Annotated in this window: 11 protein-coding genes; 6 read left to right on the plus strand and 5 right to left on the minus strand. The window is 68.5% G+C overall.

Translation table 11 applies throughout. From position 1 onward, the window contains the following. Window positions 1-98 precede the first annotated feature (98 nt). Window positions 99-1,727 carry a hypothetical protein gene (locus tag RFN52_RS00270; protein WP_184854655.1) on the minus strand — a complete coding sequence of 543 codons (1,629 nt, stop codon included), beginning with the start codon at window positions 1,725-1,727 and terminating at the stop codon, window positions 99-101. Window positions 1,728-2,434: 707 nt separating this feature from the next. Here RFN52_RS00270 and RFN52_RS00275 point away from each other — a divergent pair. Next, on the plus strand, window positions 2,435-3,889 hold the full coding sequence (locus RFN52_RS00275; protein ID WP_184854654.1) for a DUF2971 domain-containing protein: 1,455 nt from the start codon (window positions 2,435-2,437) through the stop codon (window positions 3,887-3,889). A gap of 271 nt (window positions 3,890-4,160) precedes the next feature. On the opposite strand, the gene RFN52_RS00280 is transcribed toward RFN52_RS00275, so the two are convergent. The 3 genes from RFN52_RS00280 to tpg form a co-directional block, all read right to left on the minus strand. Beyond that, complete coding sequence (locus tag RFN52_RS00280; protein ID WP_184854653.1) at window positions 4,161-4,319, minus strand: hypothetical protein; 159 nt, start codon at window positions 4,317-4,319, stop codon at window positions 4,161-4,163. A gap of 140 nt (window positions 4,320-4,459) precedes the next feature. Next, window positions 4,460-4,690, minus strand: a complete 231-nt coding sequence (locus RFN52_RS00285; RefSeq protein WP_184854652.1) for a hypothetical protein — start codon at window positions 4,688-4,690, stop codon at window positions 4,460-4,462. Window positions 4,691-5,285: 595 nt separating this feature from the next. Beyond that, entirely contained in the window at window positions 5,286-5,927 is a 642-nt protein-coding gene (tpg, locus tag RFN52_RS00290) for a telomere-protecting terminal protein Tpg (protein ID WP_184854651.1), read from the minus strand. Window positions 5,928-5,936: 9 nt separating this feature from the next. Here tpg and RFN52_RS00295 point away from each other — a divergent pair, with 9 nt between their 5' ends. Beyond that, the gene (locus tag RFN52_RS00295; protein WP_184854650.1) at window positions 5,937-7,004 is read left to right on the plus strand and encodes a TniQ family protein; all 1,068 of its coding nucleotides are present in this window, start codon (window positions 5,937-5,939) and stop codon (window positions 7,002-7,004) included. Between the two features lie 47 nt (window positions 7,005-7,051). Here the strand turns inward: RFN52_RS00295 and tap are convergent, their stop codons facing one another. Further along, entirely contained in the window at window positions 7,052-9,079 is a 2,028-nt protein-coding gene (tap, locus tag RFN52_RS00300) for a telomere-associated protein Tap (RefSeq protein WP_311240827.1), read from the minus strand. Between the two features lie 251 nt (window positions 9,080-9,330). Here tap and RFN52_RS00305 point away from each other — a divergent pair, with 251 nt between their 5' ends. The 4 genes from RFN52_RS00305 to RFN52_RS00320 all read left to right on the plus strand — a co-directional run bounded on the left by RFN52_RS00305 (window position 9,331) and on the right by RFN52_RS00320 (window position 13,942). Beyond that, window positions 9,331-10,143, plus strand: a complete 813-nt coding sequence (locus tag RFN52_RS00305) for a TnsA-like heteromeric transposase endonuclease subunit (RefSeq protein WP_311240828.1) — start codon at window positions 9,331-9,333, stop codon at window positions 10,141-10,143. Beyond that, window positions 10,140-12,512, plus strand: coding sequence for an integrase (locus RFN52_RS00310; protein WP_311240829.1), 2,373 nt, complete (start codon window positions 10,140-10,142; stop codon window positions 12,510-12,512). Before RFN52_RS00305 ends, RFN52_RS00310 begins: the two co-directional genes overlap by 4 nt. After that, window positions 12,509-13,573: an AAA family ATPase gene (locus tag RFN52_RS00315; RefSeq protein WP_184853763.1), complete on the plus strand. Its 1,065-nt coding sequence runs from the start codon at window positions 12,509-12,511 to the stop codon at window positions 13,571-13,573. Before RFN52_RS00310 ends, RFN52_RS00315 begins: the two co-directional genes overlap by 4 nt. A gap of 162 nt (window positions 13,574-13,735) precedes the next feature. After that, complete coding sequence (locus RFN52_RS00320; protein WP_184853762.1) at window positions 13,736-13,942, plus strand: hypothetical protein; 207 nt, start codon at window positions 13,736-13,738, stop codon at window positions 13,940-13,942. The last annotated feature ends 1,045 nt before the right edge of the window (window positions 13,943-14,987 follow it).

A 14,987-nucleotide genomic window follows, 5' to 3' on the forward strand; every position in this document is an offset into this window, starting at 1 on the left:
CCCACGGCTCCCACCGCACCGGCCCCTGCTCATCTGTACTGGTCATGATCGCTCGGTACCTTCGCCGCCCGACCCGGACCAGCTCTACGAACCGGGAGCTACAGCGCGGGGCATGTGTGGGTTCCGCGCTCAGCGGGGCGGGTCGCGATCTGATCGGTGCGCACGCGCAGCGCCTTGTCCGCGGGGTTGGCGGTGCCTTTGGCCCGTTGCGGATCCCACAGCCAGGTTTCGTCGCCGGTGCTATGGAAAGCGAGGACGGGATGGCCGGTGGGCAGCGGTCCCGGCTGGACGGCCGTCTTCGCCTCGTCGAGAGGGCTCACGCAGACCAGTCGGGCGTTGATGCCGAAGAAGGCAGAAGGATCATGCCCGGCCGCGGCCTGGGCGGCGGTGCGTTGTGCGGCGGTGGTGGCGGAAGACAGACCCAGGATCATGGCCGCCGTCATCATCATCACGGTGAGCGTGCCGACGGTGGCGATGCAGTAGGACTTCGAGCCGGTGACCCAGTAGAAGTGCCGGGCCCAGCCGAGCGCGGCCAGCCCGCACAATGCGGCGATGACGCACAGGCCGGCCGGTTTCATGCCGGCGAGATACATCCAGAGAGGATCGGCGTTGGCAGCCGAGAGAGGAATGCCGAGGCACACGGTCAGGTAGACGCCCTGGGCCAGCCGCCCCATCCAGGGCAGCACCCACGCCAGGGGGAGAACAGCGATCGGTACCAGGGCGGCGGCGTTGCGGGAGAACCAGCTCTGACGCACCGCATACACGCAACCCCGCAGTACTGGCAGGCCGCACAGCGCCAACCCCACCCGCCACAGCTCCGGCATGCCTCCGAGTGCTGTGAAGATCACCCGGGCCATGTAACCGCAGGCACCCATAATGCCGACAAGGGCAAGCCCGCACAGCCAGATGATCGCTCTGGAGTGCTGTTCCCGGTCAGCGACCCAAGTGCCCACCCGCCAAGCGGTTGCTGGCAGCAGTGGCGCGAGCGCGATCTGCCACCACAGACCAAGGCCGGCCAGCGTCCAGCCGAAGAGCATCGTGGCAGCCGCCACCGTCATGGCGGGAAGCCCGAAGGCCCGGGTATGCCAGGGGGCAGGGTCCTGTGGGCGCAGAGCTTGGGCGGGCGCGATTCCCGGCCGCACGTCGTGGCGGGTGTCGTTGAAGGCCACGCCTCCCAGGCTCGGTGTCCGGCGAAGAGCCGCCAAAGCCTCCTCCCGTGTGCCCGGACCGTCCAGTCGCACCCGGCGATGCACATCCGCTGCCCCCACCCGGACCCACAGCCGTGCGGCAGGGGTCCGCAGCCATCCGGATCCCCAGTCGGTCTTGCGGTACACGTGCCAGGTACTCACAGCCGTTTGGGTGTCCTCGGGTTCCAGCAGCGTGGCGTCGCCGATGTGCGCGGTCACTCGGCCCGCCAACGCGGTCATGACGCGGCGCTCAGCTTCACTCAACGCACCCCAGCGGCTTCCCTGCAGGCGCACCTCCACGCGGTAGAGCATCCCCTCAGCCTCATCCTGCCCGGCGTCCTCCACCTGGGAGAACTGCAGGCCGTGCCGCTCCCACAGCTCACCGGCAATGTTCTCCTCGCCCCGAGGGACACGGACCAGCACTGCCGCGCGACAAGTGAACTCTGCGGCCTGCGGGGGTGTTTCGCCGGAGATGCCGTCGTTGTCCTCTGGGTCGGACGCACGACGGGAACGGAAGGGGGCGACAAGCGCGCTTGCCACGACGGTGAACCTCCACTACTGGGCAGGGGCAACGGTGCACACCAGCGCGGCTGGTGAGGACCCTCAACACTGGCAGGTCGCTGGACACGACTGCGGCAACCTCGGTCCAGATACGGCGCCCTGCCAGGACTGCTGCGTCACCCTCATTCTTTCGCCAGCCACTGACATCGGACTGTGCCACGGGCGCCAGGTGCCGATGGAGGCGGCTCCCGAGCCGCCTCGCGAGTTCGGCTGTTCACTCGCCTTGAGGTGCAAAAGGCACGAGCAAGCGGATGCCCCTTTTGCGGAGCCATCTGTACAGGTGGTGTAGGCAGTGAGCTGCGTCGGGGTGAGCTCGCCGTTTCGGTGCGGATGCCACTGCTGGGCGATGAGGGGAAACTGCGCAGCGAGGGATCCCGTCCCGTGGTCGCGAGCACGTAGGGCGTTGACGGCCCGGTTTGCTTCTTCCTGGGCGACGAGTCGGCCGTCGGCGACGAACGTCGCCGACGGCCTCTCGTGCTGCGGCCTCGGGAAGAGGGTCATCGGCGATCATCTTCTGTAGCACCGCCGCCGCTACCTGAAGGGGCTTGCCGGCTCTCGGGGCCGTGGTGTCGCTGACTGGTGACACTCTACCCCTATTGTCGTCATTGTGACGACAATAGGGGTAGAGTGTCACACGTGAGCCGCGCCGGCCCGCGCCGGGCAGGACAGCAAAAGGGGGCATTGGGATGACCACTGAAAATGAGTTCTCAGGCGGTTGGGGAGCACCCGCGCATCCGGCCTCTGCGTTCGAGACCTACAGCGAATATGAAGTGGCCACGGCCCCGCGCACCACAACCGGCCACCTCTTCCACTACACCAACACCACAGCGGCAGTCGGCCACATCCTCCCCACGGGAAATCTGCGCCTGTCGCCCTACAAGTCGACCAACGATCTGTGGGAATCACAGCCGCATTACCCGACGCTCAGCGCGCATCACGATCAGAGGGATCTCGACGCCGGCTTCCCTCTCTGGGACGAGATCGACCGGCAGCTGCGCCTGCACACCAAGGTCGGATGCCTGACCCAGGATGTGGCTCTGCCGTCCAGCGTGTTCAACCCCGACGCGCTGCGGGGGTGGGCCCACCTTTCGCTGTGGGCACACTACGGAGCCGGGCACACCGGCGTGTGCCTCAGGTTCGACCGGGACAAGCTCGTCAAGTCCCTCCTCAAACACAGCGGTCCGGCATCCTTCGCCTTCCACGGCCCGGTCCGCTACCTCCGCAGCCAGGACGGTCCTCCCACCCGGGGAATCGATGTCGGGCAGGTCGCCGAGTTCGGGGCGGATGCCGTGGCACTGGCCTACGCAGAGGCCAATAGGGATTCGTTGTTCTTCCGCAAGCACATCGACTGGGACAGCGAGGCCGAGTACCGGCTCATCCTGTTGAATCAGTCCACCGATTTCGACTACGTCGACATCAGATCCGCGCTCACCGGCGTCGTCTTGGGCAGCGCCTTCGCCCAGGAGAAGGTGCACGACCTGCTGGAGGCTCTCGAGCCCTACCCGGGCGTCACCGTGGAGTATCTGCAGTTCCTCAACCGCAGGCTCCACTGTTTCCCCTTCCAAGGATCCGTCCCACGATCTCGTTCGCTCTCCACCCAGTCCTGGCCCGCTGCGCGGCGGGAAGGCTCCCTGGCCGAGCGACTGCTGGCGCTGCGCGATGCCGAGACCGCAGCCGCCGCTCGCCGCCAGGCCGCCGAGACCCTCATCCAAGAGAGAGTTGAGCAACTCGAGGAAGGTGCCGCGAGGCTCGTTTCGCAGCTGGGCTTGTGGCCCGGGACCGAGGTGGACAGCCACTCCCAGAGCACGGCCGTCCCCGAGCGCCTGCGCGCCCGAAGTCCTGGAGTCCCCGGAGAGGTCATCCACTACGAACGCGGCATCCTTTGCGTGGTGGAAAGCCTTCCTCGCCAGTCACATACCTTGACCGCGGCGGCAGCCATCCAGGTTCTGGACGACGAGCGGCTGCGTCTTCACGCCGTGGTGGAAACCGAACAGCGGCTGCCTGACGGAAACAGGCGCCAGGAACATTGGCGCGTCGAGCGGGAGATCGACGCAGTCGATGCCCAGGCCGCGGTGGCCGCACTCCTCGATGAGCTGACCGCCGTGGTGCAGCGCACCCGTATGGCATTCGATGACGCTTGAGGTGTCAGCCCCCTTCAGCCGCAAGAAGCACCTTCTCGACCAGATCAGGACGAGCACTGATGCAGGGAGAGCGACACCCGACGTGGGGCCGGTGCCCCCAGTGCTCATGTGCGAGCGTCAGCATGCCCTGCGGCCGGCCGTCGCCGGCACGCCCTCCCGCGTCGTCGTGACGGGACGTCTGGCCTGCGTCGATCAGTTACCCGTCGGGCTGCTGCTCCGGCTCATCCATCCATCTTGAGCTCATCAACTCAGTCGCCTCGAAACCGCCGTTCTAGGTGCGGTGGCCGACGGTGATGCGCACGTCGTCGGTGTTCTCGCCCCGGGCACGCACGTCGTCGAAGATGAGCTGTTTGCAGCCGTCGAGTTTCTGGGCTTGGTGGACGATGTGGTCGACGTGAGCGGCGTACTCGTCGTCGGTGGGTTCGCTCATGGCCAGTCCTCCGGTACCTCGGCGGCGCGCGGCATCACAGCTTCGTCCAGATCGGCGGACATGTGGACGGTGCCGTGCCGGGCGGCCGCCGCGTGCGCACGCGCGGGCCCCCGCACGCGATCCGTGCGGGGCCCCGGCGATCAGCGGTGCGATGTGCTGCGGATGAATGTCACGACGCGCATCCCAATTCCGAATGCTCCAGCGGCGGCGCCAGCTCCGACGCCTGTTGCGGCGTCCAAGGCGAGGTCGCCCATGGTCCCCGCGAAGATGCCCACGAGGAAGCCCACATCAGAAGCAATGAGGGCATTCAACGTGACGAGGATCGCTTTCGAAACGGGCGGCTTGCCGCCGACGAGCTGTGTACGGTCCACCTGAGGGTCCTGTCCTTCCAAGGGAACATGCGCCCGAATGAGGGTCCGCTGGAGGCTGTAGGAGGTTGCCGGCGGGCCCTCTGCGCTTGGTGGAATCTTCCAGCTTGGAATTCTCAAAAAGCCAATAAAACCGCGGCTTTGTGTGCTTGCTCACCACTCGCCCGTTCGGGTGGTCACGTGGCTGGACGACCCCCCGTCCAGTACCTCGATGACCGTCCAACCTGCAGCGGGATGCGCAATTACGGCCGAGGAGTGGACACTTTACGCAACCGGCCCATGCACGAAGCAGGAGCGGCGGCTCGGCCGTCAAGGGGTACCCATCTCCATCTCCCCAGGTCCGCCCGCATCCAGTGCAGTGGACGAGGGGTGTGGCGCCGGATCCTCCGTGCATTCGAGCAGGCCGCCGCAGGCCTGGCACGGCTGGGCGACCACCGCCTTTCGTCCGGCGATGTCGAGGTCGTTCTCAGCGCGGGTACACGTCTGCTGCACGGCGCTGGCGATCAGCTGCTCTTCGCGATCAGGAAGGGCCGGAGCAGGCCAGTCCTTCACGCGGACTTGGTGTGCGGCAGGGCCGCCTGCTGGGTGGTCGGCCCGCTCAATAGTGGAACTCTAGGTAGTCGATGCGTTCCAGGCTGACGGTTTCGCCTGTGGGCGTTGGCCGGTTTCGGTGGAAGTAGCAGGCGCTGAGGGCGTTATTGAGGATGGCGCGCAGTTCCGGCTCTGGGGCATTACGGTGCTGGGCGGTGAACAGATGGTGCGGGTAGGGGCTTTGAAGGCTCAACGTGAGAAAGCGCAGGCGGGGGTCGTCGCTTGAACCTGCGGCCGCGGTGAATCCCAGCCAGGCGCGGAAGCTCAGCATCATCTGGCCGTTGTTGGCGATGATGGCGGCGTGTGCGCGGCGGCGGACGCGGGGTTGCCAGCGACGGAGGACTTCGCGTTCCACGGCCTGGTGCAGCGGATCGCCGGCGGGTGTCTGTGGAGATGCGCGGAGCGCGTCGAGCTCTGCGGAGGTCACCTGGAGCAGGTTGGCGAGGGTAGTTGCATCCTGGCGGGTCTGGCTGAGGAGGTAGGCCAGTCGCGCATGTATGGAGCGGGGTGGTTTGCGGGTCCAGTGGCGGGAGTCGGCCCGGTCGAGGGCTTCTTGTACGGTGTCGGCGCTCAGACGGAGGGTCAACTCGAGAGGGCTTTCGTCGCGGGGGTGGCCTGTTTCTGCGGTGCTGTTGGTCAGCGCTGACACGATCGCCCGATGGGGATCGAAGAGCCGGTCGCGCCGCTGCCGCGGCGTGTGGTGATGGTACGGGGCGAGACAGTGGCGTCGTATCTGTGGCGGCTGGCGGAATGCAACGGGATGCGTTTCGAGGAGCTGGCGCGGCATATCGGAGCGCCCCGGACGGTCAAACGGGCGGATCCGAGGTTTGAGGAGGTGCGTCTGGGGCCGGTAGCGCGCCAGCGGCTGGCGCTGGTCAGCGGGCGGTCGGTGGAACAAGTGGTCCAGGCGCTGGTGTCGTTGGTGGATTGCAGGATTGGCGCGCGGGCGCGTCGTCAGGTGGAGATCGAGTCGTGGCCGGAGGGGCGGCTGCCGGTGCGGGCCTGTGCTCTGTGCGCAGTGGGGCTCGGCGAGCGGCCGGTGTGGCGGGTTTCCGGGGAGCAGTGGGCGGTGTGTGTTCGTCACGGGCGGTGGACGGCGACTGCGCAGGGAGAGGTCCAGGTCGGGCTGGAGCGGCTGCCTGAGGCTGTGGATGCGCATGTGCGGCGAGTCAGACTGGAGCGGCGCATGGGCCCTTATGCGCGGGCGTTGATGGCGGATGCGCAGCAGGTGGCCGTGTATTGGTGGCAGTGCCGTCAGATGGCTTGGCGGGGAGTCTGGCGGCGCCGGCAGGAGATCTTGGGGGTGGATCGTTCGGCGCTGTGGGCGGTGCCGTTGGTGGTGTATCCGGAGGCCGTCGTCGTGGCGGAGGCAATGGCGGTGCGTGAGCGGCAGCGGGCGGTGGGGCGCAGTTTTGCGGGAGGTCCGGCGGGCTGGTCGACGGGCCGGTGGACGGCATGGGTGGGGGAACGGCTCGGCATGGGGCGGGAGATGGCTGACGGGGGGCATCGTGCTCTGGAAGCGTGGCTGATGGCGCATCGCAACACGGTGCCTGTGGTGACGCGTTTGGCACGGCAGGAGGAGCGGGCGGTGCCGCGCAGTGTGCCGTTGCCGCTGTTGGAGCCGCATCGTGTCGTTCCTGATTACGGGGGGTGGGAAGAGGTTTCGTGTCTTCCGTGGCGGCTGGGTGCGCCGATGACGAGCACGCTGTGGCAGCACGGCGGTTGAGCGATGGTCGGTGGTGATGCCGCTGGCTACGGCAGGCGAGTGTTCACTCACGTGCCGGCGGGCTCGTTCTTGATGTAGCGGGCCGGATTGAGTCCCTGGGCCAGTTGGTGCTGGTACCAGGGCATGCTCTGGACGCCCTCTTCCTTGGAGAAGCCCGGGTTGACCCCGAGGCGGATGAAGCCCTTCATGCCCTGCTGGTCGGGTCCGCTGGGGACGATGTCGAGGGCGGTGGGAGTGCGGGCGGGGTACAGGACGCAGTCGGACAGGACGGCGAGGGGGTAGCGGCCGGTCTGTTCAGCCAGGTTGCGCATTTTGCTGTGCAGGGTGACGCGGGCCTTGGCGACGACGGCGGCGCGGATGTCCGGGCGCCAGGTCAGTTTGTCCAGGGCGGGCCAGCGCGTGTAGGGGCCGGTGAGTTCGCGGGGGCCTTCGCGGAGTTTTCCGAGGCCTCCCTTGGCGGTGGCTTTGATGGCGGCGAGCAGGGCGAGCTGGGCGGGGTCGGCCGTGGAGAGCTTGCGCATGGCGGTCAGGTAGTCGGCCTGGGGGATTTTTTCGTGCACGCCCAGGTCAGCCATGGTGTCGATGTAGGCGTTCCTCAGCCGCTTGTACCACGGGTCGAGGTAGCGGCCTGGTTCGTCGCGCAGGTAGGCCTCGATCGGGCGGACGTCCATTCCGAGGGTCTGGGCGTATTCGAGGGTGGGGGTGGTGTACCAGGCGGGTCCGGTCGGGGCCTGGCCGGTGGCGGTGAAGGGTGAGGGCAGGCGGGGGTCCAGGTCGGCTTGTGACAGGTCGCAGTACCAGCAGCCCGGGATCTTCTTGTCGAAGGTGGGGGCGAGGGCATGGCGGGGCGGGGCGTTGAGACCGACGATGAGGCTGGATGCTGCGCTGAGGAAGGCGAGGTTGGTGTCGAGCCCGACGACATGCAGGTATTGGGATGTTTCCTGCTGGTCGGGCTGGCGGCTCCAGTCCCAGGCTTCTTCCTGCATGGCTTGCTCGGGCGGGCGGCCTTCGGCAAGAGGGTGAGCATCGGGGGCTTCCGGGGGCGCGGGGTCCAGCGCCTGGCGTAGTGCGCCGGGATTGGGGCCGGAAACCCATGTGCCGCTGGAAGGGTCACGGACGGGTTTGGTCGGCGGCCTCAGGGCGGTCATCAGTTCCTGGCCGCATACGGCTGTGGAGCCGCGGGGGGTCAGCAGGCGTTCGGTGTAGAGGCCCAGCAGGTGCGCGAGGTCGGCTGGCGAGAGTGTGGGAAGGTGCCAGCCGTCCTGGGACAGGGCTCCCCAGGCCATCACGGCCAGCTGTACGGAGGCTCGCTTCTTGTTGGCGACGGGCTGGTAGATACGGGGCCAGGGGCCGAAGCCTCGGCGGGTGAGCTGGAAGCCTGCCGGGCGTAGCCGGTCTAGGGCCGGGTGGGTTTCGGGTAGGCGCAGCGTGACGCGGTCGTCGAGTTCGGCAGGCAGGTGTAGTGCAGTGCTGGCTGCGGGGGTCAGGACAAGGAGCGGGTCTCCGGCCTGGTCGAACGGGGAGAGCGCTTCCCGGCTCAGGCCGCTGTCCAGGGTCCACTGCAGAAGGCCGGTAAGGTCACTGGCGTCCAGCGGGAGCTGGGTTTTGTTGGTGAAGTGTGCGACGAAGGTGTCCGTGTAGGCGATGACGGCCAGTGGCCCGGTGGGGGTGACGAGCCGCTGGCTGGGAACAGGCCTGCGCGGTGGCGGTGGCACCTGGTCGGCGGTGGGAAAGAGCGTGGGCTGCTCGGTCCGGGCGGCGGGCGCCGTGGGCTCCTGACGGGCGGGGATCTTGGTCTGCGGTGGCTGCTCCAGGGTCTTGAGACCGTCCAGCAGGCGGGCGTAGGCGGCGCGGCGCGGCATGCACGGCTCACGGGTTCCGGCTTCCCATGCTGCGATGTCCCCGGCCCGGCAGGAAAGGGCGTCTGCCACTTGTTCGGCGGACAGGCCTGCGGCGGTGCGCAGGCGCGTCCGTTCGCGGGGCGGGGGCAGGGGGATCCGCTGCGCGGAGAGGTCGGCGAGGAGCCCGTCCACCCGTGCGCACAGTTCGCTCTCGTCGGGATGTTCTTCTCGCACGCACCGAATGTGACAGGAGTGCGGGGGCCGCCGTCGTAATCCGGTCACGGTGGATCATGCTGGACAGGAGCAGTGTGGGGGGCTGCGGCGTGCCAGAGGCTCTGTGTGATCGTGCAGGGCAGCGGCCCGGGCAGGGGGGCTGGCAGCCCGTCATGGGCCTCGGGGCGCACCGCTGAGGCGTTCTGCGGCCGGTGAGGATGACGGGTTTTTGATCCTGCGGCGTTCACCCGGCCCTAGAGTCAACTCGATCCATGGGGTGGGCAGTTGACCAGCACTGGGGTGCACGGAAAGGGGCCAGGGCCACGGTGACTGCAGCGTTGGAGGTCGTCCACCGCGTTGAGGACGGCAGCAGGAGCATTACGGTCCCCGTCGCCTGTGCGGGCTCTGTTCCGCTCACCCGCCGGGGCGAGGTGTGGCGTCCTGCCCGGCATCCTTCTCAGCGCAGCATTGCTACCTGGTGGTGGGCCGCCACGACCGGCAAGCATGTGGGCTGCCGGTCCATGAACGTGCTGGCGGTGGCCATGCTGCTGGATTTCAACCCGTCGGTGACGGAGTTCACCGCATGGTCCGCGAAGATCAAGTGGCGTGCGCGGGGCCGGGAGCGCAGCGTCGTGCCGGACTTCTTCGTGCGCACGGACCAGGGGGCGACGCTGGTCGTTGCCTGCCCTCCGGCGAGCGGGCCGAGTCCGCGGTGGCAGCGTCAGCAGCAGGTACTGCGCCAGGCTTGTCAGGAGGCGGGCTGGGAGCTGGGGATGCCGCGGATTCCGGGACCTATGGCGCTGGCGAATCTGCGGTGGGTGTCGCGTTACCGGCACCCGCGGTGCGGCGACCGGGAGGTCGAGCAGGCTCTGAAGGCCGCGTTCCGGACTCCCTGCGGGCTGGAGGAGGGGGTACGGGCGACGGGGCTGCCGCGGCTGTCGACGCTGCCGCGCCTGTATCACCTGCTGTGGCGGCAGGAGCTGGGCATGGAGTGGAACAAGGCCATGGGCCCGAGCAGTGTGATCAGATTGTCGGGCCGGATGCCGTCGGCGATGGGGCAGCCCCTTGAGGGGGAGACAGCGTGAGCGTGGTGCCGGAGAGCCGGCCCCCGGCCGCCGGCCTGGCGCCGCGCGGCATTCTGGCGTCCGGCGACCAGGTGCGCTGGCTGGGCAGCCACTATGGCGTCTCGGCCCTGTCGGGTACGACGGTGCATCTGGAGCCTGCCCCGGGTGGGACGGCGCCTGCGGTGTCGGTGCCGATTCAGTTCCTGGCCGCGGCCGAGGACTTCGCCGTGCTCGACCGGTCGGGCCGGCCGGTGTCGGCGGAGCCGCTGCCGAACTGGTCCATGCTGGAGGGGGTCAGCGCCGAGTGCGCCCATGAAGCACGGATGTGGCGGCGGCACGTCATCGAGGTCGACACCGGTCTGCTGCCGGAGGTCCCCGAGGGCAGCAGACCGCGGGAAGGTTATGACCCGGAGCTGTTCACTCTGGTCGAGCGCTATGAACGCAAGGCCGCCGAGCTGCGTGCCGTGCTGGGGTGGAACGTGTCGTGGAAGACGGTCCAGCGCAAGCGGCTGGCCTTTCTTCGCGAGGACATCTGGGGGCTCATCGATAAGCGGCGTACCCGCCAGACAACGGTGAACGGGCGCACCGATGCTCGGGTGGTGGACCTGCTGCTGGCGCTGCAGGAACGTCAGGCGAAAGAAGAAGCCGCCACCGACGCCCGCACGCTGTTCAAGAACCTGCGGCGCGCGGCACGGGCCAGGCTGGGCCCCGGCGTGAAGGTGCCGGCCGAGCCCACGCTGTACGCGCTGTTGAAGCGGCTGGGGATCGACGCGCTGCAGCTGCGGGATCCCACCCGGCGCCGCAAGGACCGTCTCAACCGCCCGGCCCCGCCGTTTGCTGTGACCACCGCCACCGCGCCGGGCGAGCTCGTGCAGATCGACTCCACCGCGCTGGATGTCAAAGTGCTGGGCGATGACGGACAGCCCACCCAGGTGGAACTCACGGCGGCCATCGACGTTTTCACGCGCAGCATCATCGCCGTCGTGCTGCGGCCCAAGACTGCTGGCCGGCGCAAGACCCGGCAGCAGACGAGGGCGCTGCTGAGCACCGGCACCAGCAAGGGGCGGGCCACCAAGGCAGTGGACGCCTCGCTGCTGCTGGCGCTGTGCATGGTGCCGGCCCCGATGCGGCCCGGCTTCGACGCGGCCGCGTCCGCGGCCCGTTCGGATCTGCCGTACGAGGAACTGCTGGAAGTCGACGCGCGGATGGAGCACGCCGCGGCCCGGCCGGTCGTCATTCCGGAGACGATCGTGATCGACCACGGCACGGTCTTCACCGGGCAGACCTTCTTCGACGCCTGCTCCTACCTCGGGATCTCTGTGCGTCCGGCGCGCAAGCGCACCCCGACCGACAAGGCGATCGTCGAGCGGACCTTCGAGTCGATCAAGTCGCTGTTCAGCCAGCACGTCAACTCCTACACCGGGCGGGACTTCAGCCGCCGCGGGAAAGAGATCGATCCGGACCGGCTGTGGACGCTGCAGGAGCTGGACGATCTGCTGCAGGAGTGGATCGCGGTCGGCTGGCAGGCACGGCCGCATGAGGAGCTGCGCAGCCCCTACGAGCCGAACCTGCCGCCGCTGACTCCGAACCAGATGTACGCCGCGGGCGTGCAGGCGGCTGGCTACCTGCCGATCCCGCTGGGCTTTGCGGACTACCTCCAGCTGCTGCCCACCGCCTGGGTCGGGGTGCGCGATGACGGCATCCGGTTCAAGAACCGCACCTACGACAACTTCAAAGGGGAACTCGAGGAGGTCCGCAACACGCCGTCGGGGCTCAAGGGCAAGAAGCGTGACGGGTGGGAGCTGCGCTACAACCCCTATACGCCCGAGCAGGTGTGGCTGCGCGACCACCGCTCCGGCGAGTGGATCACTGCCGTCTTCAAGCACCAGCACCTGATCGGCGCCCCGTGGACACAGCACCTGTGGGACTCGGCCACCGCGGAGTTTGTGGCGCGCGGCGGCCGCCACACGCAGGACGAAGCCATCGCGCAGGTCCTGGCCGACCTGCTGGAGCGGGCGGGACAGGGTCCGGACGACCCGGGTGTGGTGAGCGTGCCCGACGGCTACGCGCCCGTGCCGGGGCTGGATGGCGGATGGGCGCCGTCCGGTGACGGCGTCTTCGACCCGTTCGCCGACGCGGAGGCGCTGGACCTGGACGCGCTGGGACCCTTGACGGTGCTGGAGCTGGACGAGCCGAGCCTGTACTCCCCCGCGGAAGAAGAGATCGCGCCCGGGCCCGCCCACGGACCGGACGCTCCGGGCGGCGCGGACACCGAAGTGTCCTCGCTCCTGGCGGATCTGGGTGACCTGGACGACAGCCTCGACAGCGCCGCGCGTCACCTGCTGGACCTGCCCGCCGAAACCAACCCCCCGCAGGAGGACAGGCCATGACGCAGCCACCGGTCATCGAGGAGATCGAAGACGACGACATCCGTCTGCTCATCGACTCGCCCGCCCCCACGCCGGTGTTCACCGCGCCCCGGCCGGTATGGCTGAACACCCTGAGCAACTGGCGCACCTTCGCCACCCTGGACCGCACCCGGCCCGACCTGGCCGACAGCCCGCCGCCCGGCACGGAAGTCGCCGACAACGACCTGCGGCTGCGCTATCACGCCCTGATGCCGACCGTGGTCACCCCCGCCATCGGCCGGGCCCTGGTCGTCGTCCACGAGCATCTGCTGGCCAACCGGGAACGCATCCACGGCAAGACCGGCGTCATCATCGAAGGCCCCCGCGGCACCGGCAAGACCGAGATCCTGCAGTACATCGGCCGCCACTACGAGAACAAGATCGCCCGCCTGTATGAGCCGGACGAGAGCCGCATCCCGGTGATCGCGCTGCGGGTGCCTCCCCTGGCCCGCGGCGGACGGCGGAACTGGCCGGCCGCCTTCGCCTCCTTCCTCGGCCTCAAGCACGACGGCGGCAGCGACCCCACCCGCTCCATCTGCCATGTGATGCGCAACAGCTCCACCTTGCTGGTCCTCATCGACGGCATCGAGCAGCTGCGGGCCGGCGCGGACGCCGAGGAGTCGTTCGCCTACCTGGAAGAGATCAGTGAAAGCACCGGCGCCACCTTCCTCTTCGCCGGACGGGCCGCCCGTTCCATCGTCGACCCCCTGACCCGGGACCGGGAAACCGCCCTGGCCGACAACGAGGAGATCTGGGGCGACTACGCCACCCTGCGCACCAGCCGGATCGGCTACGACACGGACGGCCACAAACTGTTCACGAAGATCGTCCGCAAGTTCGACAAGAACCTGTGCCTGCACCACCACCAGCCGGACGACCTGACCAACCTGCACGAATACCTGCACCGCCGCACCAAGGGCTACCTGCGGGCCCTGTCCCAGCTCGTCAGCCAGGGCGCCCAGAAAGCGATCTGGAACAAGCAGGAGCGCATCACCGAGGAGCTGCTGGAATCCCTGGCCATCGGCCGCAGCCGCACCATCTGACACCGCCCACCCTCCCTCGGACAGACAAGCGGCCCAGGGCATGGACCTAAGGCACCGTTCACCTAGCAGGGGAAGAACCGCCGTGGAGTACGAGTCTTCGGGGGTGAGGTTCCGGCGACCTGCTGATGGGCCGGGTGACCGCACAGGACGCAGGGTTGCGTGATGCGGAGGACTCCGTCGGCTGCTGCCGGTGGGCTGGTGTCCATGGGCAACTCGGCCTGCGTGAGTCCGTTCAGGCCCGTCATCCAGGAGGCTGAGGCGCCCCGCGCCGCAGGCCTGCGCGACCTGGTCGGCGGCGAGGTGGAGCTGCTGGCGTATACGGCGCCGCAGGCCGGGGGGCGGGGAGCGGGATGCGAGCAGTGGCGATGAGTTCGTCGATGGCCTCGAATGCACCCATGGCTGTCCTGTTCAGGGAGTTCGTCACAGCGGACGCCAGCCGGACTGAGCGGCCCTGGCGCCGGTCGTGATCACTTTAAGGGCACAAGCGCCATGCGGGGGAAAGTGAAGTTGAGTGAACTCACCCTGTCTGGCGATCAGTTGGCGGACCAATGCCTGCAAGCGGGCCTAGGAATCCCCGCAGGCATGGGTGGAGCGCCAGTGCCGAGCCGGGACGTCGTCCATTGCGGGGGTGTGCGGCACGGTCGCGGCACGGGTCGTTTTCGGCCGGGTGGTGGTTGCGGGTCTCAGTCGCGGCCTTGCTGCTACTGGGTGTGTGCGGGGGCGAGGAGTGCTGCCAGAGCGGCCAGCTGGTCAGGGGCGAGGTGCCGTCTCTGGACGTCTGCGGTCTTTTCCGGGCGGGAGACCGGGACGGAGATGGTGCGCTCCCCTCAGCCCGGCCTCGATGAGGGCCTTGTTGACACTGAGGTCGCCGGAGGTGACTTGAGGCAGCAGGTGAGGAGCGTGCTTGCGCAGTTTGCGCAGGCCGGCAGGCGGGTGGTGGCGGCCGGCCGGGAATCGTGTCTGTTAGACACAGTTGTTGCCGCTGCGTCCCCGGCCGGGAGGGCGGCCCAAGCGCTGGGCCAGGTGCTGGTCGATCAGGTTGAGCAGGCCGGTGTCGTGGCTGACCAAACGGCGGATGAGGTCTTCGCTGGCGCCGAGTCCTTTGAGAGGCGGGGTGGGGTGAAGGCTCGCACTCCGGAGAACTTCTGGACGAAAGTCCCGTGCCCGGCCGGGGCGCGGCCCGCATCATGGACACTCCCCCGCACGTCTCACGGGCCGATGCTGGCCGTGGCCGGCGGACACCAGATCAGCCTGTGGAACGGCACATCTGCGTGGGCCACCCTTGAGGCTTCCGCGCGGTCAACACGCTTGCAGCCGTCGCCTCACCAGGCCGACGCTCCCTCTCGCCACAGGCGGCGGCACCGGCGTACTGCTCTAGGGTGTGGCCGTCAGGTGCCGTAAGCCGGAAGGGCCT

Origin of the sequence: Streptomyces collinus (assembly GCF_031348265.1) — a bacterium.
Classification (GTDB): domain Bacteria; phylum Actinomycetota; class Actinomycetes; order Streptomycetales; family Streptomycetaceae; genus Streptomyces; species Streptomyces collinus.